17 protein-coding genes and 1 pseudogene are annotated in these 21,001 nt (G+C 40.4%); 10 read left to right on the forward strand and 8 right to left on the reverse strand.

The features are described 5' to 3' along the window. Nucleotides 1-89: 89 nt before the first annotated feature. On the reverse strand, nt 90-1,355 hold the full coding sequence (locus ACIQCE_RS05385) for an extracellular solute-binding protein (protein ID WP_400493909.1): 1,266 nt from the start codon (nt 1,353-1,355) through the stop codon (nt 90-92). A 172-nt stretch (nt 1,356-1,527) separates the two neighbouring features. Next, complete coding sequence (locus ACIQCE_RS05390; protein ID WP_400493910.1) at nt 1,528-2,523, reverse strand: LacI family DNA-binding transcriptional regulator; 996 nt, start codon at nt 2,521-2,523, stop codon at nt 1,528-1,530. A 172-nt stretch (nt 2,524-2,695) separates the two neighbouring features. Here ACIQCE_RS05390 and ACIQCE_RS05395 point away from each other — a divergent pair, with 172 nt between their 5' ends. Continuing rightward, nucleotides 2,696-3,595, forward strand: coding sequence for a LysR family transcriptional regulator (locus ACIQCE_RS05395; protein ID WP_400493911.1), 900 nt, complete (start codon nt 2,696-2,698; stop codon nt 3,593-3,595). A gap of 15 nt (nt 3,596-3,610) precedes the next feature. Here the strand turns inward: ACIQCE_RS05395 and ACIQCE_RS05400 are convergent, their stop codons facing one another. Both ACIQCE_RS05400 and ACIQCE_RS05405 read right to left on the reverse strand, forming a co-directional pair. Beyond that, nucleotides 3,611-5,287 carry a hypothetical protein gene (locus ACIQCE_RS05400; protein ID WP_400493912.1) on the reverse strand — a complete coding sequence of 559 codons (1,677 nt, stop codon included), beginning with the start codon at nt 5,285-5,287 and terminating at the stop codon, nt 3,611-3,613. Between the two features lie 82 nt (nt 5,288-5,369). Beyond that, nucleotides 5,370-5,654 (reverse strand): hypothetical protein, encoded by a 285-nt coding sequence (locus ACIQCE_RS05405; RefSeq protein WP_400493913.1) that lies wholly within the window; start codon nt 5,652-5,654, stop codon nt 5,370-5,372. A 146-nt stretch (nt 5,655-5,800) separates the two neighbouring features. On the opposite strand from ACIQCE_RS05405, the pseudogene ACIQCE_RS05410 reads away from it, so the two are divergent. The 6 genes and pseudogenes from ACIQCE_RS05410 to ACIQCE_RS05435 all read left to right on the forward strand — a co-directional run bounded on the left by ACIQCE_RS05410 (nt 5,801) and on the right by ACIQCE_RS05435 (nt 12,621). Then, a pseudogene (locus ACIQCE_RS05410) lies at nt 5,801-6,295 on the forward strand (DUF1433 domain-containing protein). Between the two features lie 167 nt (nt 6,296-6,462). Further along, a complete protein-coding gene (locus tag ACIQCE_RS05415; RefSeq protein ID WP_400493914.1) occupies nt 6,463-7,398 on the forward strand; it encodes a nucleoside hydrolase in 936 nt (311 codons plus the stop codon). Between the two features lie 91 nt (nt 7,399-7,489). After that, a complete protein-coding gene (locus tag ACIQCE_RS05420) occupies nt 7,490-8,347 on the forward strand; it encodes a MurR/RpiR family transcriptional regulator (protein WP_400493915.1) in 858 nt (285 codons plus the stop codon). Nucleotides 8,348-8,528: 181 nt separating this feature from the next. Continuing rightward, the gene (gene gntK, locus ACIQCE_RS05425; RefSeq protein ID WP_400493916.1) at nt 8,529-10,073 is read left to right on the forward strand and encodes a gluconokinase; all 1,545 of its coding nucleotides are present in this window, start codon (nt 8,529-8,531) and stop codon (nt 10,071-10,073) included. Between the two features lie 24 nt (nt 10,074-10,097). Continuing rightward, entirely contained in the window at nt 10,098-11,426 is a 1,329-nt protein-coding gene (locus ACIQCE_RS05430; protein ID WP_400493917.1) for a GntP family permease, read from the forward strand. Between the two features lie 94 nt (nt 11,427-11,520). Next, nucleotides 11,521-12,621 (forward strand): DNA alkylation repair protein, encoded by a 1,101-nt coding sequence (locus ACIQCE_RS05435; protein WP_400493918.1) that lies wholly within the window; start codon nt 11,521-11,523, stop codon nt 12,619-12,621. 31 nt (nt 12,622-12,652) lie between these two features. On the opposite strand, the gene ACIQCE_RS05440 is transcribed toward ACIQCE_RS05435, so the two are convergent. The 3 genes from ACIQCE_RS05440 to ACIQCE_RS05450 all read right to left on the reverse strand — a co-directional run bounded on the left by ACIQCE_RS05440 (nt 12,653) and on the right by ACIQCE_RS05450 (nt 15,697). Continuing rightward, nucleotides 12,653-13,990 (reverse strand): amino acid permease, encoded by a 1,338-nt coding sequence (locus tag ACIQCE_RS05440; RefSeq protein WP_400493919.1) that lies wholly within the window; start codon nt 13,988-13,990, stop codon nt 12,653-12,655. Between the two features lie 250 nt (nt 13,991-14,240). Further along, on the reverse strand, nt 14,241-15,233 hold the full coding sequence (locus tag ACIQCE_RS05445) for a Gfo/Idh/MocA family protein (RefSeq protein WP_400493920.1): 993 nt from the start codon (nt 15,231-15,233) through the stop codon (nt 14,241-14,243). Between the two features lie 245 nt (nt 15,234-15,478). After that, nucleotides 15,479-15,697 (reverse strand): MerR family transcriptional regulator, encoded by a 219-nt coding sequence (locus tag ACIQCE_RS05450; RefSeq protein ID WP_400493921.1) that lies wholly within the window; start codon nt 15,695-15,697, stop codon nt 15,479-15,481. A 231-nt stretch (nt 15,698-15,928) separates the two neighbouring features. On the opposite strand from ACIQCE_RS05450, the gene yidA reads away from it, so the two are divergent. Beyond that, entirely contained in the window at nt 15,929-16,741 is an 813-nt protein-coding gene (gene yidA / locus ACIQCE_RS05455; RefSeq protein WP_400493922.1) for a sugar-phosphatase, read from the forward strand. Nucleotides 16,742-17,021: 280 nt separating this feature from the next. Here the strand turns inward: yidA and ACIQCE_RS05460 are convergent, their stop codons facing one another. After that, nucleotides 17,022-18,842 (reverse strand): acyltransferase family protein, encoded by a 1,821-nt coding sequence (locus ACIQCE_RS05460; RefSeq protein WP_400493923.1) that lies wholly within the window; start codon nt 18,840-18,842, stop codon nt 17,022-17,024. A gap of 320 nt (nt 18,843-19,162) precedes the next feature. On the opposite strand from ACIQCE_RS05460, the gene ACIQCE_RS05465 reads away from it, so the two are divergent. Both ACIQCE_RS05465 and deoC read left to right on the forward strand, forming a co-directional pair. Beyond that, the gene (locus ACIQCE_RS05465; protein WP_400493924.1) at nt 19,163-20,107 is read left to right on the forward strand and encodes a DNA-binding transcriptional repressor DeoR; all 945 of its coding nucleotides are present in this window, start codon (nt 19,163-19,165) and stop codon (nt 20,105-20,107) included. Between the two features lie 84 nt (nt 20,108-20,191). Then, a complete protein-coding gene (deoC, locus tag ACIQCE_RS05470) occupies nt 20,192-20,863 on the forward strand; it encodes a deoxyribose-phosphate aldolase (RefSeq protein ID WP_400493925.1) in 672 nt (223 codons plus the stop codon). Nucleotides 20,864-21,001: the final 138 nt, after the last annotated feature.

A 21,001-nucleotide genomic window follows, 5' to 3' on the forward strand; every position in this document is an offset into this window, starting at 1 on the left:
GTTACCCGTCACGTCTAACACCTACTTCATGTTTAAATTATGATGAAACACGGGCAGCTCTTTGTACGCAAGACTGCCCTTGAAATGTGTTATTTGGAATGATTTGCTTTGATTTGAGAATCAATTTGTTTCACCGCATCATCAAATGCTTTTTTCACATCAGTTTGGCCGGTGGCAATTAGTCCTAATGCACTGTCAATAGGCTTCCACACTTCTGCCATTTCTGGATTGTTCGGTGTCAGCGAGGCATATTTTGTTTGTTTTGATACGGCATCAGCATTCGCGTTTTCTGTAATGATTGGATCTTTCATCAATTTTTTCACTGGTGGAATTTCCTCGGTGACTTCAAAGCGTTTTTTCGAATTCTTTTCGTTTGTGACAAATTCAATAAACTTCTCAGCGAGTTTTTTATTTTTAGAGTAAGAGGAGACGTTGTAGCTCTTGACTCCTAAGAATGAGCTCATATGCTTTCCGTTAGGGAGTGTAGGTAGTTCAGATACACCGTAGTCAATGCCAGCCTCTTGATATGGACCGAATGACCATGGACCAGAAATGACTGCAGCGGCTTTTTTCTCTGTGAATAAGGAGTTCAGGACATTGATTCCTTGTTCACCAATAATGCCTTTCGGGAAAAGCCCTTCGCTAAAAAATTTCTGAATGTATAGCCCGCCTTTAATAGCGCCTTCATGATTAAGACCGATATCGTTCACATCATAGGAGCCATCACGCTTCTGTTTGAAAATATAGCCGCCTGAGCCCCCTAACACACTTTGTGCGTAGTAAATTTCATCCCATTTGGCAACAAAGCCGTAATTCCCATCCTTTGTTAGCTTCTTAGAAAGGTCATACCAGCCATCGAGTGTGGTCGGTGCTTCTTTCACAAGGTCTTTATTGTAGAAAAGCACTGTTGTTTCGACAGATTTCGGTAAACCGTATAGTTTGCCATTCACCGTTTGTGATTGAATGGCTTCATCTGTAAAGGTATCGAGCACCTTTTGATCAGGTTTTATTTCCTGCAATAATCCCTCTGTTACGGCTGATCCAATTTGATCATGAGGCATGGTGATCACATCTGGACCTGTCCCTGCCGCCCCATCAAGACGAAGTGCTTCAATTTGATCGGCATACGCTTTTTCGACCACTTTGATTGTCACGTTGTTTTGTTTTTCGAATTCCTTTACAGCGTCTTTTATCCCGTCAGACTTTTTGACATCCTCCCAAACTAGCAATGTCTTTGTACCTGTAGATGCTGGCTGTGTACTACTTGTATTGTCATCTCCTGGTCCGCATGCTGAAAGCAGAAGAACAGCAGTACCAACGACTGCTGATAATTTCGCCCATTGTCCCTTTTTCATAGGTAATCCCCTCTCGTTCTTTTTTCACAGATAATAAGAAAACGCTTTCTTAATGTGAGAATAACAACTTAAGTAAAAAAAGTAAATATATTTTATTAAATTTATTAAGTAAAATTTTTTACTCATATGTAGAGAAAAGAAGCCCTCCTGATGTGGCTGGGCTTCTTACTGTTTATATCGTGCTTTTTCGAAATACAGGTTCTGAGGCAATAAGCACTGTTTTCGTTAATGTTCTCCCGTCAACAAGCCTTTCTAAAAGTAAGTCGACCGCTGTTTCACAAAGCAAAGATGTATGGATGTGATAGGTTGTGAGCGGTGGTGAGACATATTGAGATACATGAATATCATTGATGCTAAAAACACTGACTCGATTCGGCAAAGAAAAGCCGCGCTCATTCAAAGCCTGTAGGCAACCAATGGCAAGGGGATCACTGGCCACACAAAAAGCGGTCGGCAGGTCATCACCGAGCTCGTTTATCGCCTTCATCATGAGCGAGTATCCTTCATCTACAGAGAAGTGATGACCAATGTATATCAATCGTTCATCTAATAAACCTTGTGCCGTCATATATTGACGGAAGGTTATTTCGCGAATATCTGGAATATGCAAATTTGTATTGAGATCAAGGTCTGTCCCGCCAATGAATCCGATCGAGTTGTGCTGTTTTTCGATAAAGGAATCAATAATTTTTTCAACAATTCGTTTTAGATTTGGCTTCACCGAATCAAAGCGGTCTTCGTCTGGCGACGTATCAATAAAGACGATGTGCTTTGTGATCGCATATAAGTGATCAAGATCTGATTTGCTAAATCGGCCAATGGCAATGATTCCTTCAGTAGAAGGATCAATCGCGTGAAGACCGTCAGATGGATTGTAAGCGGTAACATTTAAACTCCGAGTTTTGGTAAGCTCTTCAATGCCAAGACGGATTGATTTGAAATAAATATCTTCAAGCTCTTCCTTTTCAGTCATCCAATAGAGAAAGGCGATTTTTTTTAATGAATGTTTGAATGTCTTTTTTTGATAAGACAAAGCTTCGGCGGCTGCGTATACTTTCTCACGTGTTTGATCCGTGACAGATAAATTCGGGTCTTGGTTAAGCACACGAGAAACAGTAGCAATTGATAATCCAGCTTTTTCGGCAATGTCCTTTATTTTTGCTGCCAATTCAGCACCTCCTATAGAACATATCTCCTTTCAGTATAGAGTTTTTAAAAAAATGAGTAAATATTTTTATTAAAATGTTTCATTTTTCACTATTCTTTACGAGTTGACAAGTAATTAGTAAGATATATGTTATGGAGGTTATGGATTAAGATTTCTGATAGGAGAGGGACAGATGTATTACGATGCATTGAAGACATTCGTGACTGTTGTGGAGGAGAAAAACTTTACAAAAGCTGCCCAAAGGTTGCGAATTTCTCAACCTAGTGTCAGTCTTCATATTAAGAACTTGGAGCAGGAATTTCAGACGGTTCTGCTCAATCGTTCGCCGAAGCAATTAACAGTCACACCTACTGGGGATATGTTGTATCACAGGTCAAAGCAAATCATTCGTTTATATGAACAGGCGAAGCAGGATATTTATGAGCATCATCATCTGGTGAGAGGAAAATTGACAATTGGGGCAAGTTTCACTATCGGTGAGTATGTGCTTCCGCATATATTGGCAGAATTTCATCAACTGTATCCTCATGTAGATATTGAGGTAGTTATTGATAATACAGAGGCGATTGCAAGACATGTCCGCTTGTTCCATGTAGATATTGGTCTAATTGAAGGTCAAACGAATGACAAAGAGTTGTCCGTTGAAACCTTTTTAGAGGATGAACTATACATTGTTGCACCATTGAATCACCCATTTGCAAAGAAAAAGGATGTCACGATTGATCAATTGCAAAATGAAACGTGGATCACGAGAGAAGAGGGTTCAGGTACGGGTGAATACTTGCAGCATGTGCTGAAATCAAATGGACTCAAGGCGAGAACCTTTGTTACCTTTAGCAGTAACCAAGCCATTAAAGAGGCCGTCATCCATGGGATGGGTTTATCGATTTTATCAAAATATGTGTTGCAAAGAGGAAGTATTGGCGGCGAACTAGCTGTTATTTCAGTCAGAGGAATGGACTTTAAACGAAAATTTTCTTATATCGAATCACCGATGACAGGCGGGAATAAGAACAAGGAATTATTAGTTGAATTGCTCAAAAAAGAGAGAAAAGACGCTTCTCCAAGCTAGGAGAAACGTCTTTTTTTACAATCCTTTGATTTTTAACTCATCGACTGGAAGGAAGATTTCACCCGTATCTGTGTATTTGATCTTCACTTGGTCACCTTCTTTTAAGTAAATCACAAGAGGTTCTTTTTCAGATGACATCGTGTAGTTTTTCCCATCGCCTAATAGGAACGTCACCGTTGTATAATCACCGGTCTTTTCTTTATACACACGTTTGACTTTGCCAGTGGCGTCTTTCTTTTCTTGTTTAGAGGAGCCGTTTACTGTGCCACCGCTTTTTTGAAGGGCTGTTTTATAGGCTCTCAGTGCTTCGTTCGGTGTCGAAGCGTAGGCGGCGATTTCAGGGTTTGCTGCTGAGACAATAAAGTAGTTTTGCAGGAACCCGTTTGAATCGAGAACAGGTGTGAGCCAGCTAGCTTCCCCATAGAAATTATAAAGAATTGGCATGCGACCTTTCCATTTCTTCTCAATAAAGCGTTTCTCAATTATTTGCTGAGCGCCTTGGGAATCCATGTAGGACTCTTCGAGATTCCCAGTATAATAGGTGGCTTTTCCTGTCCGAGCATTTGTCAGTGCATACCCGAGCATGGAATCAACGCCCTCTTTTGGGCTGGTGAAATCAGTAAAGTAATACATGTCTCCATTTGAATCAAACACTGGACTTACATTGGCTTCTGTTCCCTCGTCCGAAGGTAATTTGACATCTGATTTTCCAAAGAGACTATTCCAGAATCCGTGGACATAATTTCCGAAATAACTGTTTTGCAGGCTGACAGCCTCTGGTGAAACAGCACCATCAATAAAAGCGGGTACTTGATCTAAAGAATACCGTTTGGTGGCACCGGTTTTTGCATCTACGACAACCACGCCTGAAGCTTTAAAGCCGTTTCTTGCAGAAATGAAATCGCCATAAGTTTGAATGTAATATGGCTTCCCATCGTCATTAATTTCAAGCTGAGTCTTTCCATAGAAAATCAAATCTGGATATTGGAGACGAATATGCCGCTCTATTTCTTTGTTGAAATAGGATGAAGGTGTATAGACCATTTCTGTTTTCACAAACTTTGGATTGGCAGATGAATCTGTTGCACTTAATGTAAAGTAACCTGGCGTACTACCTGATCTGATCCATTTAAAGAAATCTGAGAATTCAACTGGTGCGATGTAAACATACTCCCCATTTACCTTCTGAATTTGCAAGCTTCCAAGTTCATAATAGCTCGTGTTCGGTACCTGTCCGAATGATTTCTTCATCTTATTACGAGCAAATTGCGGGGGGACACTTGCAGGTGTTTCTGTCTCATCAAATGCTTTAATTTCCACTTTTTGGTCCATTTTGGAGACCTCAAACTTCTCATTCGCATTGAATAGAAAAGCTGTTGCCATATAAGCACCGAGTAGCAAAAGGATCAGAAACAAAATCCCTTTGATTTTCCGTTCTAATCCTACTGAAAAAAAGGCTCCTACCGCCGTCACAACAAGTCCTATCAGCCATAGTGATGAGAGGTTCCGGTCTAAATTAGTGATGTAATAGAAACCAAAAATCCCGATGATAAAAATCAATGCGAGGCCAGCAATCCAGCCGAGCGGTACTTGATTTTCTGCACCTTTCTTTCTCACAATCAATCGAAGAGGCGTGATCAGGAGGGTCAAGACAAGACCGATCACAACCGAAAATAACAAAATATATCCCACAACACTTCTCCTTTCAAATCAAACAATCTGTTAATATATACGAATGAAAAGTGGAAAAGATTCATGTATCTCCAGCTTCCCTTTAAATGCCGATAGAGTTGATAACTGATCTGACATCTTCTTTTAGTTCGTGGATCGAGCGCCGTTGTTCTATTTTTTCTGCTGCACCCGACATATGACTTTGAATTTGCTTCTTTTTATAAGTGATTTTTTGGTGAAGGGTATCAAGCTGATCTAAAATGACTTCAGCCTCTTTACGGTCTTCTGCAAATTCGAGTTGAAGCTGGTAACGGATGGCCCAGGCAAGAGCTTCTTTTTGTTCTTCTTGAATCTTTGCATTTAAGGCAACCAGTTGCGAAGGCGTCATGTCATTTTCGTTAATTGGTCAAAATTAACATTAGTGTAATATTTATTATAATAATTATATTATAGAGTGGGGTAAATATCTATTATAAGTCAGGACTTATCTATAAATGATCATATATTATAATGTTTAAAGGTGGAATTTTACTAATGAGAAATACATTAAAAATTGTGTTTGTTTTGATTTTTCTCATGATCATTTCAGTGGCATTACTTATTCTCCATCATGAGAAGCAAAAAAATCAAACGATTCAGGAGAAAAGAATATCGTGCAAGAACAAAGCGATCAACAAAAAGCGGAAGAATTTGCAGAAAAGATGAAGCCTAAAATTGAAGAACACTTACATAAAAGAGACATTCATCACTTTATTAAAACTATCACATTTGAAAAAGATGTGACCATCAACCCTATGGGTGATATTGTCGTTAATGGATATGTAAATGATGAACCAGAGAAGTTTGATTTCTCTGCGTCGTTACAGTATAGATCTAACAAAATAGGTTCGATGAGTTATTCACCTGAGTTTAGCAGATCGTTATGAGAACTGGGATGATTTTGATCCAAAATTGAAGGAAAACTTCTTGAAAAGTCTCTCGAAAAAAGAACGAGAACAGTATTTAAAGGACATTGGAGAAAAAGAGTAGAAACGTTATCTATTTTTTCATCACAATAAATAGTAATAGATGGAGATTTTCGTCGAAATAAAAATCAATTAAGATTAATTAGTATATAATGGTAAAAAGAAACAAATGGTATCTCCTATGCTATGATGCATTTGATTACACTTTCAAATGAGGGAGAGGTTTAAGCAATGACAAAAGCCAAGAAACTGATATTGGATGTGGATACAGGAATAGATGATGCCATCGGAATTTTACTGGCAGTAAAAAGTCAGCAGTTTGATATATTAGGTGTGACGACTGTTTGCGGAAATGTGTCTGTAGATGCCGCTACACTGAATACATGTAAAGTGCTTGAATTGGTAGAGGCAGTCGATATTCCTGTTGTAAAAGGTTCGGCAACACCTCTTTTGAGAGCGCCACATTATGAGCACCAGGTGCATGGAGAGGATGGAATTGGCGGTGCTTTAAAGGATGTCTATCCTAAGAAAACGGCAGATGCTGGCTTCGCTCCTGACTTCATCATAGATCAGGTGCTACAGCATCCGAAACAGGTCACTCTTGTGTTAACAGGACCTTTAACGAATCTAGCACTTGCAGTAAAAAAATGTCCGGAACTTATTCATCATGTCAAAGAAGTGATTTTTATGGGTGGAGTTGTGCAAGGACAGGGAAACGTGACACCTGTTGCTGAGTTCAATACATATGCAGACCCAGAAGCTGCTAAAGTGGTGCTGGAAGCTGGTTTTCCATCATTGACACAGGTTGGACTAGACGTGACGAGACAGGTTCTGCTAACGGATGAGCGGATTAATGCCATCACAAATGAGACATTAGCCAATTACATAAGAGAGAGTACTGAGCTTTACCGTCGGCGGTATTTTGAACGGAACGGCGTATGGGCCTGTGCAATGCATGATCCGCTTGCTGTTAGTCTTGCCATTGATAAACAATTGGTGAAAACGGAGGCTTTCCATGTAGAAGTCGAGACGAAGAGTGAGTTCTGCGACGGTCAGATGATATGTGACTTTCAGCATCAATGGGAGAAAGAGCGCAATGTTCAAGTTTGTATGGATGTAGATCCTGATGCTTTCTTTGAGCTATTTATACATGTTATGAATTCATAGAAAAGAAGTCTGTGCAAACAGGCTTCTTTTTTATAAGATGGGAGTATGAGGAAATGTATACGTTCACAATTATGATAAAGGAGTGAATGAATTGGCTTCTGTCAGTTTAAGTAGTATTGAGAAAATTCGGGCAGCAAGCAGAGGATTGTCGCCGAAGTTAAAAGCAATTGCGGAACATATTACGAGTGAGCCACGCGACATCATCCACCTGTCCATTGTAGAGCTAGCGAAAAAAACTGCGAGCTCAGAAGCGACGATCTTTCGTCTCTGTAAAAGACTTGGTTTTGAGGGTTATCAGGATTTGAAGATCGCTATTGCCCAGGAAATAGATCAAATAAAGCCTGATTATGTGGATGAAGAGATGAGTCTTGATGATGATACAGCCATTTTTATGCAAAAAGTATTTCAAGCAAATATATCTGCTTTGAAGGATAGTTTTCAGTTATTGAATCCTGAGGATGTAGAAAAAGCCATTCAATTGATTCATCGTGCAGATCGAATAGAGTTTTATGGGAGCGGTGGGTCTGGCCTCATTGCGACAGATGCTTTTCATAAATTTATGAGGACTGGCATCAATTGTATCGTTCATACGGATTCTCATTTTCAAGTGATGTCCGCAGGTCTACTTGATCAAAACAGTACAGTCATCGGTATCTCTCATTCTGGTAGAAACAAGGACTTACTCGATGCAATGAAAATAGCCAAACAAAAAGGAGCCAAAACCATTGGCATTACAAGTTATCAGCGTTCACCATTGAGCCAGCTCGTAGATGTGACCCTTTATACATCGACTCAAGAAACTGCTTTTCGAACGGAAGCGATGTCTGCAAGACTTGCCCAGCTCACTGTCATCGATGTCCTTTATTTTGCACTTGCGCATTTAAGACAGGAAGAAACATTAACAAACTTAAAGCAAATGAGAGAAACAATTTCTCAAAAAAGAGTGTAATATTTTTAAAAAAAATTTTTTCTTATAGTGAAAAAAGCTGATGTGGTAACGATTTTGAGGTTTTGGATGAAAATAATTTTCTTTTCAATCATTGAATGTCAAAAAAAATATTCCTATAATGGGATTTAACAGGGGTCAACACTTCAAATCTATTTCAAATCAATGATTGGGCGTGATACAGATGAATGGAAACCAGGCGGTAATTGGTTTGGATATTGGAACAACAAGTACAAAGGCGGTTCTGTTTGGGTTGCGAGGGAAAGTGATATCAAAGCACTCGGTTCATTATGACCTCATTCAGCCACAGCCAGCATGGGCTGAGCAGGATCCTGAACAGATATTGGAGGCGGTGATTGCCAGCGTAAGGGGCGCCTTGACGAAAGCGAAATTTGATGCAAAACATGTTATAGGCGTTGGAATGAGTACAGCGATGCATTCTTTAATTGTGATGGATCAGTATGGAAAAGCTTTAACGAATAGTATCATTTGGGCTGATAATAGAAGTGCTGAACAAGCGAAGCGTATCAACACAGATATGAATGGCTTCCACATTTATAAAAGAACAGGTACACCGATCCATCCAATGTCACCGCTTTCAAAAATATTATGGATAAAGGAAACGTTACCTGCACTGTTTCAACAGGCAGCGAAGTTTATTTCTATTAAGGAATATATTCTCTATCATTTCTTTGGTCAGTATGTCGTGGATTATTCAATCGCATCGGCGACAGGTCTGTTTCGTTTGAAAACGCTTCAATGGGATGAGGAAGCACTCCGCATTGCTGGGATTCATGCAAATCAGTTATCTGAACTTGTCCCAACAACCCATCAACTTAGAGGACTTCAACCAGAGATTGCATTGCGGATGGGGATTTCAGAGGACACGCCATTTGTGGTCGGTGCGAATGATGGTGTTCTAGCAAATCTCGGTGTAGGCGCAATTGGTAAGGGGGAAGTGGCGGTCACAATCGGTACAAGCGGAGCTGTCCGCACAGTTGTGGATCAGCCGGTGACAGATGAACAATCAAGAACGTTTTGTTATGCACTGACAGACAAGCATTGGGTCGTTGGAGGACCAACCAATAATGGCGGTATCATGCTGAGGTGGCTAAAAGATGAATTCGCATCTTCTGAGGTAGAGGTCGCAAAGCGTCTTGGTGTGGATCCTTATGATCTGATGATTGATATTGCTGAAAAGGTTCCTGCCGGTTCAGAGGGGCTACTGTTTTTGCCATTTTTAACAGGTGAGCGTGCTCCGTATTGGAATCCAAATGCGAGAGGCACATTTTTTGGTATCAGTCTTCAGCATAAGCGAGAGCATTTTATACGAGCAGTGTTAGAAGGCGTGATGATGAGTGTCTTCTCGATCGGCGTCGCATTAAGAGATTTGACAGGACCAGCAAAGGATGTGCGAGCTTCGGGTGGATTTGCGAGGTCTCCGCTGTGGCGGCAAATTTTAGCGGATATGATGGGAAGGGAAGTACTTGTGCCAGAAAGTTATGAAGCTTCGGCGTTTGGGGCTGCCGTCTTAGCCCTTCATAGTTTAGGTCATATGGAAGAGATTGAAGAAGTTCAAGATTGGATTCGGGTATCTGCTCGCCATGAACCAGATATGAAGAGCAGTGAGACGTACATAGAGCTATTTTATTTGTATGAACGTTTGTATGACAAACTGAAGGGTGAATTTGAAGTCATTAGTGCGTTTCAATTAAAGCAAGACCGTTAAACATCAGGGAGAAGGTGGGAGAGCATGCTTTTATTCATCGTGGTTGCGGCGATTGTCCTTTTACTCATTCTTATTACAGTTGTTAAATTGAATCCATTTGTTAGTTTAATTATTACCTCCATGTTAGTTGGCTTTGCTACAGGAATGGACTTGCAGGAGATCATTCAATCGATTAAAACGGGATTAGGCAATACCTTATCTTTGCTGGCCATTGTCCTTGCACTTGGCACAATGCTTGGGAAAATGATGGCTGAATCAGGGGGAGCTGAGCGGATTGCTCAGACATTACTTAGCCGATTTGGGACAAAGAATGTTCATTGGGCAATGATGTTCGTAGCCTTTATCGTAGGAATACCTGTCTTTTTCCAAGTAGGCTTCGTTCTTCTCATTCCTTTACTATTTACCATTGCGATTGAAACGGGCATTTCATTGGTTACGATTGGGATATCGTTAATTGCTGGGTTGTCTGTTGTCCATGGCCTTGTGCCACCTCATCCTGCCGCAATGGCAGCGGTGGGCATCTACGACGCAAACGTAGGCAAAACGATTTTCTTTTCAATGATCGTCGGTTTGCCGACAGCCATTATTGCTGGACCTCTTTACGGCAAGTGGATTGGTAAGCGGATACATAAACCGGTTCCGGAGATGTTGAAAAAACAATTCACCGAACGGAATGAAAATAGAAAGCTTCCTGGCTTTGCAAATACAATGTTTACGATTTTGGTACCGGTAATGTTAATGTTGCTGGCCACATTGGCAGATATCATTCTGCCAGAGAAAAGTACATGGTTTCAGGTCTTCAAGTATATAGGAGATCCTATTACAGCCTTGCTACTTGCTACCGTCTATTCTTTCTTTAGTCTAGGCTTCTTGCAAGGTATCAGCCGTGATCGTGTCTTAGCATTTAGTAATGAATGCTTAGGACCGATTGCGTCGATTCTTCTTGTGATTGGAGCGGGGGGTGCTTTTAATAACGTCCTTATTGATTCGGGTGTTGGTGAGTACATTGCGGACTTAGCAAAACATTCACCTGTTTCACCTATTTTTCTTAGTTGGCTGATTGCTGCGGTGATTCGTGTCGCGACCGGATCTGCTACCGTTTCTATGATGACTGCCGCTGGGATTGTCGCGCCAATTGCTGATTCAATGCCAGATGTCAGTAGGGAACTTCTTGTTTTAGCAACAGGAGCTGGTTCCTTGATCTTGTCTCATGTGAATGATTCAGGTTTTTGGTTGATTAAAGAGTACTTTGGCATGACAATTAAAGAGACTTTCCTAACATGGACGGCTATGGAGACGATTATTTCCGTTAGTGCAATTGCATTTATTATGATTATTAATACGTTTATGTAGCTTGTCCAAAAGCCCAGTTCCTGTGGAACTGTGGCTTTTTTTGAGCCTGCGACGATGCTTCTCTTTCCATTTGGGTTAAAATGATGATATGGACATGTGGGGGGCGGAAACGATCGAACCATTAAAAAACGTATATCATGAGTCATTTATTCAAAATTTAGCGAAGGAACTATCAAAAGAATCGTCAGTATTTGATGCTGATCGGTTTCAACAGCTTGTGCTAAAAAAGGATTGGTCACAACTTGAATTAAAAGCACGAATGAGAAGAGTCACAGAATCGATGCATGCCTGTTTGCCAGAGGATTATGAGCAGGCGATTGAGGTGTTGTGTAAGGTCGCTCCTCATTTTACAGGACTCAGTGCGCTCGTGTTTCCGGACTTTGTAGAGACGTATGGACTCAAGCATTGGGATGTCTCTATCAAGGCGCTTGAATTCTTTACGCTTTTTTCTACCTCTGAGTTTGCAGTACGACCTTTCCTTATCAAAAATCAAGAAAAAATGCTGGCGCATATGCTTGTGTGGTCACAGGATAAAAATGAGCATATCCGAAGACTTGCCAGTGAGGGGTGCAGACCACGTTTACCATGGGGTTTGACCGTTCCTGCACTCAAAAAAGATCCTTCGGTCACGTTGCCCATTTTGGAGAACTTGAAGTCTGATCCTGCCCGATATGTGCAAAAAAGCGTAGCCAATCACTTAAATGACATATCTGCTTTACAGCCTGATCTGATGAAGCAAACGGTTAAGAAATGGTATGGAGCCAATGACCGTACGAATTGGATTGTCAAACATGCGTGCCGTACTTTATTGAAAAAGGGTGATCCAGATATCATGGCCCTGTTTGGTTATGGAGATGATCCGTCCATTCAGGTGACAGATTTGAAGCTGGAACACGATTCCATTCGTTTAGGAGAGACCATGACCTTTCATTTCACTCTTCATGCCGAAAAACCATTGAAGTTGCGCGTGGAGTATGCCATTGATTATGTAAAATCTCGTGGTACGCGCAATCAAAAGGTGTTTAAAATCACTGAATTTGAAACCGATTCGGCCCTACATAGAGAATTTGTTAGGTCGCAGTCCTTTCAGAATATGACGACGAGAAAGCATTATGCAGGCATACATACGCTAACGATCATCATCAATGGTATCCGAAAAGCGTCAATTGATTTTGAAGTAGTTGAAGCTAATTAAAAAACCCGCTAATCATGCGGGTTTTTTCTATTTAAGCCTTCTTCTTCATTAAGAAAGAAGCAATGATTGCGGCGACTAAGAAGCCAATGCTAATGATCGAACTAGGCAGGTTTTCTTGTCTGAATAGGAACAAAATAAAACTCACACTTAGCACAAGACCTGCAAATAAAGTCAAATATGGGAACAGCCAAACCTTGAAGTATGGCTCTTTTGGATATCTTGGACGCAGTCTCAAATGAGCGAGACAAATACTAATCCAAATAAGAGAGACCGCAAAGCCAGGAATGGCAAGCATATAGCTGAAAATTTGCTCTGGATACAAATAAGCAAAGAATGTTCCAACTAAAAGGAATAGGACTGTCACCCACAAACTCAATATCGGCACGCCTTTTTTATTGACTTGTGCCAGCTTTTTCGGACCGCCGTCTGATTTTGATAAGGAATGAATCATTCTCGTTGTTCCGTAAATGCCTGAATTGGCAGCAGAAAGGACAGCTGTAATTAATACGAAATTAATGAAGTGAGATGCGCCTTGCATACCAGCAGCTGAAAACACTTGAACAAAAGGACTGTTATTTGGATCAATTTGATTCCATGGTATCAGTCCGCAAATAATTAAAATCGGCAGTGTGTAAAATAAGATAATACGCCACATCATACTTTTCACAACACCAGGTAAAACCTTCTCAGCATCCTTTGTTTCTGTAATCGTCATCCCTATCAATTCAGATCCTCCGTAAGAGAATATGACGACTAGTAGTGATGCAAACACGGCTCCCCATCCGTTTGGAATGAAGTTTTGATAGTTGGTGAGAGCTGGCGTGTTTTGTTCGTTAGGAATGATCCCAAATAATAATGCTGCACCGAGAATAATAAAGGCAATAATAACAAAAACCTTCATTCCAGCGAACCAAAACTCAATTTCCCCAAAATATTTTACATGATTTAAATTAATTCCGATGACTAACAGCGAGCAAAGTAAACAGAGTGACCATAGCGGCACATGTGGCATCCAGTATTGTAGTAAGCTTCCTGCTGCAATGATTTCGATGACACACACAGTTAGCCACATAAAACAGTAGACCCAACCGACAACATATGAAAAACGTTGACCAAGCGCAATTTGGATAAGGTCGCGAAGATTGTTCCCCGGATAAACGATGGCCATTTCAGCTAATGCAGCCATAACAATGAGAAGTAATAATCCGGCAAATACATATGAAAAGATCACTCCAGGACCCGCTAAACCGATTGTATCGGCACTTCCTTTAAAAATTCCTGTACCAATGACCCCGCCCATTGCAATCATGCGAATGTGACGTGGCGATAATAGCTTTTTTAACTCTTGTTGTTCCTGATTCGCGCTCATGACGTTCTCCTTTTTCTTCTTTAACAAAATGCTTAAGTTCCATTTTCTTTTTTCATGACGTAAGTGTCAATATAAAAAAAGAGATTTTTCAGACAAAATGTCAGTTGAATTTATCAATTTAAACATGTATTACCTTTTCTTCGATTTGAATTCTAAAATAAAAAAACATTTATCATCTCTCACCATATCATTTATGAAAAATGCGTATCTGACATCAAAAACCGCCTTCCGATCAGAAGACGGTTTTTTGTTATGAGGATGGCTGTTGATCAACAGGGAATGCAATGCCTGCATCTTTTCTTGCTGATTCGAGAACTTTCATGACTGAAAGACTCTCGTCTAACCATGCATAACACTGTTCTTGATTCTTTGTTTCGATGATGTGCTGGAATGCTTCTGCTTCATAAAATAGACGATTTGCATTCGTTTGTGCATTAAGTGAAATCACTTGGTCATTGACATGCAGCAGTACTTCTTCACAGCCATTTGCGCCATTTTTTACATGCATGAAACCTTTTTCTCCTTGAATCAATGCGAAGTTCATGCTGTTAGTATCCTTACTGCCGACACTTGTAGCAATGAAATCATTGTAAGTGAAGGTCAGAATACCAGATGTGTCAATGCCATTTGGGTGGCGATTGGCTTGGTAGCGAACTTGTTCCGGTGTGCCAAAGAGATTCATGATGAAATGAACATTATATATATTAATGTCCATCAGAGCGCCGCCAGAGAATTCTGGGTTAAAGACATTCGGCGTTTCACCTGCTAGAAGACGATTATATTTACTTGAGTATTGACTATAGTTGCATTGCACTAGTTTAATCCTGCCTAATTCATGAAGGTGCTTTTTAATTAAATGATAGTTCGGCATATGAACGGTTGTAATGGCTTCAAATAACAACAACTGTTTTTCTTTTGCGAGTGCGATTAAGGCTTCCAGCTCTTTGACAGTAGAGGTGAAAGGCTTTTCACAAATCACATGTTTTCCGCTTTTCAATGCAGCCATGGCGTGCTCGCTATGTAGACAATTAGGTGATGCGATATAGACCACATCAATGTCAGGGTCTTGCAGCATAGCGGACAAATCTGTATAGGTGGTTTGAACCCCAAATTGATCAGCGAGCTGTTTTGCAGTCGCTTCTTTTCTTGAATAGACAGCGTGACATGAGACGCCTTCAAGCTGTTCAATGGCCTGTAGGAACTCTTCCACAATCACACCCGTACCGATTGTTGCGATTCTCATTCTATTCAAACCCCTTTCGTTCTTTTGATGTCAGGTGAATCTGCCTCTAGTATACCTGATGTTGAAATAGAAAGTGTTAAAGAGTGTCTTCTTTGCCTGCGAGATGAAGTGTGCTAGTCATCAAATCACTGGCACATTCTTTGATAGCTCTTACAATTTGCTAATGTTGGCTAATGTTTGTTTCATTAACAACTGAATGGCAGCTTTCCTCTTCTTCAACTCTTGAATGGTTCTTTGAATATCTTCTACTTTTTGTTCAAGTAGCTGTTCAGCTTCTGTTTTTCAAACAGTAAAATGAGAATTTCTTTTAATGAGAAATCTAACTTTCTTGCTTCAGTGATAAAGGATAGCATGAGAACGTATTTTTGATCATATAAACGATAGCCATTATGCGCTCGTTTTGTCTCGGGAAGGACTCCTTCATTTTCGTAAAAACGATTGGTTTCAAAATGTACACCAGACATTTTCGACAACTTCCCTCTAGTAAAAGATGAAGACACTTGATTTAAAGCGAGAACAAAGAATGCATTATAATGGAGTAGAGATCAATGAATTTTGTTACAGGTGAGAACAAGTAGACGGCGAGAGAAAAAAACGATAGGCTAAAATAGGTAAATAGTATGTGTAAAATGTGAACATTTTTATGATTGCTAAAATAGTGACAGCACGTTTTTGCTGATAAAGGGGAGTAGCCAATGTATAAATTAATCGCAATTGATATGGATGGCACGTTATTAAATGATCATCACATGGTTCCAGATGCTGTATTTGAAGCCATTCAACAGGCGAAGGCAGAGGGAGTCAAGATTGTTTTATGTACAGGTAGACCAATCGGCGGAGTCAACCGCTATTTAAAAGAGCTTCAGCTCAATCAAGAGGGAGACTATGTGATCGCATATAATGGTGCACTTGTGCAAAATAGCCATACAAACGAAGTCGTGTCAGAGCTGACTTTATCCTACGCTGATTTGAAATTACTGTATGAGCTGAGTCGTCAACTGGATACACCTATGCATTATTTCGATTCAGCTCATTTGTATACACCGAATCGTGATATTAGCGAGTACACGGTGCTTGAATCTTATTTAACAAAATTACCACTTAAATATTTGCCTGTAGAAGAGGCGGATCAAGCGATGAGACTGCCGAAGATGATGTATATTGATCAGCCGGAACGATTGGAAAAAACGATTCAAGCCATTCCTTCCGAGGTGAAGGACAAGTATATGATGGTGAAAAGCACTGAGTACTTTCTTGAAATTCTGCATCCTGAAGTGAGCAAAGGAAACGCTGTTCGGCTTCTTGCAGAGGAGCTTGGTATTACTCGTGAAGAAGTGATGGCGATTGGAGACAACGGGAACGATGTGTCGATGCTGGAGTTTGCAGGCTGTGGTGTGGCAATGGCAAATGCTATTGATGATGTAAAAACAGTCGCTGATGTCGTAACAAAATCCAATAATGATGCTGGAGTCGCCCATGTGCTACATGAGCTTGTATTAGGAAAATAAAGAGAGAGCGGTCTATCTTTTAATGAATGAAAGCGAAAAATCCCTTTTTCTTCAATATGTTTCTTTAGAAAAAGGGTATGACGAAGGTCTGAAAGTAGTCGAATGACTACTTTTTTTGTTCAATCAACATCTGCCCTTATTTAGTTGTTATGAATAGAGAAGTGGTTTTGCATGATTTCATCATATGCAATAGCTGATAGTTAAATTAACGCCTAAGAGAAGTTTCTTGTAGAATTCATACAATCGGTAAAGACTAGGGTGAAAATCCCCCAGTCTTTTTTTATGATGAAGACACGTCCCCTTTTTGCTTGATGCTAGTTGTAATGAGCTGTGTCAAAGTATCGGATCCACTTGTTGAGAGGTGGACACCATCTGACTGAAAATACGCTGGCTTCCCTGTAGCGGCTGAGTGCCAATCAATCAACGTAATGTTACTGTCTTGTTCAGCCACTCGCTGCATGACTGCATTGACATCATCTTCCCAAGTTCTAGGAACTCTCGTGTTCACAAGGAATATGTGTGCTTTCGCAAAGTGTTGAATGAAGGATTTCAATGTCTCCTCTGTGAAAAAACCATTAGTGCCAAGCTCAATAATTACGGCTGCATCAGCTCGGTTAAACGAGGCGTATTGTGGTGCGATACGAATGGCTTCTTTTATTTGTCTTCCAACCCTTGCATCAATGGTGATTTGTTGATAAGTCTTTTCAAGGTTTGGGGCAATATCTAACATGACAGAATCGCCAATGGCGAGAATTTGATGAAATTGTTTTTGATTGGTCGCTTTTTTCTGCTGTTTTTCTTTCTTTTGCTTCGCTTTTGTTTCTTTGTGGTCTACTGCTTTTTTTGGTTCGGTCTTCATTTTCGTCACTTCTTTGGCTTGCGGGGATGTGTGAGACGAGCTTGACATGCCAATCGTAAACAAAATCAAAAGAGCCGCTGCAACCCCAAGGAAGACTTTATTGGAGACGGACCATTGTTTGACGTCCTTTTTCCAAATAGACCAAGAGGCAAAAAATTGTTTGAAGCCAAGCTGACGAATCGGCTGTTCAATGTAACGATAGGAAGCTTCTGCTATAAGTAAAATAGCGATGAGTTGCAATGTGACACGCCACATAGAAGGATTACCAATTTCAATGACAGGTGTGGTCAATACAATTATTGGATAGTGCCACAAATAGATACCGTAGGACCGCTTTCCGAGCCAGACGAGCGGTTTCCAGGACAACCATTTCCCAACGAGACTTGCAGGGTGGCAAACGCATGCAATTAAGATAGCGGTATTGAAGCAGAACAAAAGCATACCGCCCTGATACAGAAAGGGATCAAATTCGTCTACTGCATAAACACAGATTAAGAAAATCACTAGCGAACCAAATCCGGCTATATGTAATATACGTCTGCCGACAGGAAGTAATTTTCTGCTTGAAAGTCTTTGCATTGGCCATACAAATGCAAGACTGCACCCAATCAAAAGCGCAAATGCACGTGTATCTGTTCCGTAATAAATTCTGCTCGGGTCTGAGTCAGGTGAATAGAGAATCGCCATCCATAAGGCGGAGACTAGCGCAAGTCCAAACGTGATCATTGGGAGATGGGTGCGAGTTTTAATCCACTTAAGTCCAGTAATCAATAGCACCGGCCATATCATATAAAATTGTTCTTCAATCGCCAAAGACCACAAATTTTTTAGTGGAGAAACGGCATTGAAGCTATCGAAGTAAGACAACTGATGAAAAATATACCACCAGTTACTGACATAAAAAAAGGACGAAAAAGCATCGCCTCGGATGGACAATAATGCGTTTGTACCTGCGATGGCACAAAAGCTGACAGTTAAAAAGATCATCACATAGGCAGCTGGAAGAAGCCTTCTGATGCGGCCCATCCAAAATGGCAAAAGCTCTTGAAAGCCTAAATCTTGTTTATTTAACAAGATCGTCGTAATTAAATAACCAGAAATCACAAAAAACAAATCAACTCCAAGAAACCCTCCGCTTGCAGAACCAATATGTAAGTGATAAGCAATGACCGCCAATACGGCGATTGCTCTCAACCCATCTAATCCTAATATATAACGTAAACGATTTTCCTTGCTGTTCATCAGAATGAATCCTCCATCAATTTCAAACGCCTCTTTTTAGTTGTCACTTCTAGTGATCAATGATTCTTTTATTTTATATAAGTTTAGACGAATGAGCATCATATTTTGTTGGAGATATTCTGCTTTTTTTTTATGAAAAAAGAAAATGGTATGTACAGGGGGCTGGCCTCTTTTTTATACTCAAATTCAAAATTCCTGTCATAATAGAAGAAGGAAATAAGGGGACTCTAGGTTAGCCTACACGATTTTCTTCAATTGAACATTTGTGCATTATTAGATGAACAATTTGTTATGATAGAAGAAAAAAAGGGGGCTTACAAATGGATCGGGAGAAACAGCAGTTAAGTATTGAAGCAGCAAGGCTTTATTATTTATCTGATTACAGCCAGCAGGAAATTGCCAAACAACTCGACCTGTCGAGACCTACAGTATCACGACTGCTTCGATATGCAAAGGAAAAAGGTTACGTCCAAATTACGGTGATGGACCCGTTTGAGGATTTGAACGAGCTATCCTCGCTGCTCAAAGAAAAATATAATCTGTTAGAAGCACATGTTGTGTTCTCGCCAAAGGACGACTATCCAACCATTACGGATTATCTCAGCCAATTTGGTGCGGACTATCTGCAACAGACAGTCAAAGATGGTGATATCGTTGGAGTGAGTTGGGGAACTACAATGTATCAAATGGCACAAAAGATGCAACCTAAACAGGTAAAAGGTGTAGAGGTTGTGCAGCTTAAGGGAGGAGTCAGCCACTCACATGTGAATACATATTCTGCTGAAACCATTCAGCTGTTTGCAAAAGCCTTTCAAACAACACCTCGTTATTTGCCGCTCCCCGTTATTTTTGATAGTGCAGTCGTCAAGGAAATGGTGGAAAAGGACAGACATATCCAACGCATCATTGAAATGGGCAAACAGGCGAATATTGCTGTTTTTACTGTTGGTACAGTGAGAGACGAGGCGCTTTTGTTTAGGCTTGGTTATTTTCGTGAAGAAGAGAAAGCATTGCTCAAACAATCAAGTGTAGGCGATATATGCTCACGATTTTATGATCAAGACGGACACATTTGCAGTGAAGCCATTAACAATCGCACGATCGGTGTAGAGCTTCATGATTTAAGAGCAAAAGAACGCTCCATCCTTGTAGCTGGCGGACATCGAAAGGTCGCCTCCATCCATGGTGCTCTTAGAGGAAAGTATGCAAACATATTGATCATTGATCAGCATACCGCAAGAGCTCTTTTACATGTCACAAAATAGATGAACAAAATTTCACAACTGTATTTACAATTGTTCAGCCATCATATAAGATGAAAGTATCTTAACTAAAAGGAAGTGTGAAGCATGACGATAGCAAAGCTCATTGATCATACGGCACTAAAACCAGATACATCTAAAGCTGCGATTCAGCAGTTACTTGAAGAAGCAAAGACTTATCAATTTGCCTCCGTTTGTGTAAATCCAACGTGGGTTTCACTTGCAGCGAAAGAACTCGCTGGGACAGGCGTTGATGTATGTACAGTTATCGGTTTTCCACTAGGAGCAAATACAACAGCGGTCAAAGCATTTGAAACAAAAGATGCGATTGAAAATGGGGCTACAGAAGTTGACATGGTGATCAACATTGCGGCACTAAAAGATGGCGACAATGAACTTGTTGAAAATGATATTCGTGCAGTTGTAGAAGCTGCAAAAGGAAAAGCACTTGTGAAAGTCATTATTGAAACATGTTTACTGACAGACGAAGAGAAAGTAAGAGCATCTAAGCTCGCTGTGAAAGCCGGTGCCGATTTTGTCAAAACCTCGACTGGATTCAGTACAGGTGGTGCAACTGTTGAAGATGTCGCACTCATGCGTAAAACAGTAGGTCCTGAGATTGGAGTTAAAGCATCAGGTGGTGTCAGAACGAAAGAAGACGTAGAGGCAATGACAGCTGCAGGAGCTACCCGTATCGGAGCCAGTGCAGGCGTATCTATTATCAAAGGGGAGCAATCAGCTCCTTCTAAAGACTATTAATTTATACGATCCTATGGTAGGATAACACTCATGAATCATTATAAATCATGCGGAAGTATCTCATTTATGGGAATATCTTCCGCCATTTGTTTACGTTATCGCCTTTATTTGTTACAAGCGCATTAATGTAAACGAATT

The organism is Bacillus sp. NPDC093026, assembly GCF_044754665.1.
In the GTDB taxonomy this organism is placed as follows: Bacteria; Bacillota; Bacilli; order Bacillales; family Bacillaceae; genus Bacillus; species Bacillus maqinnsis.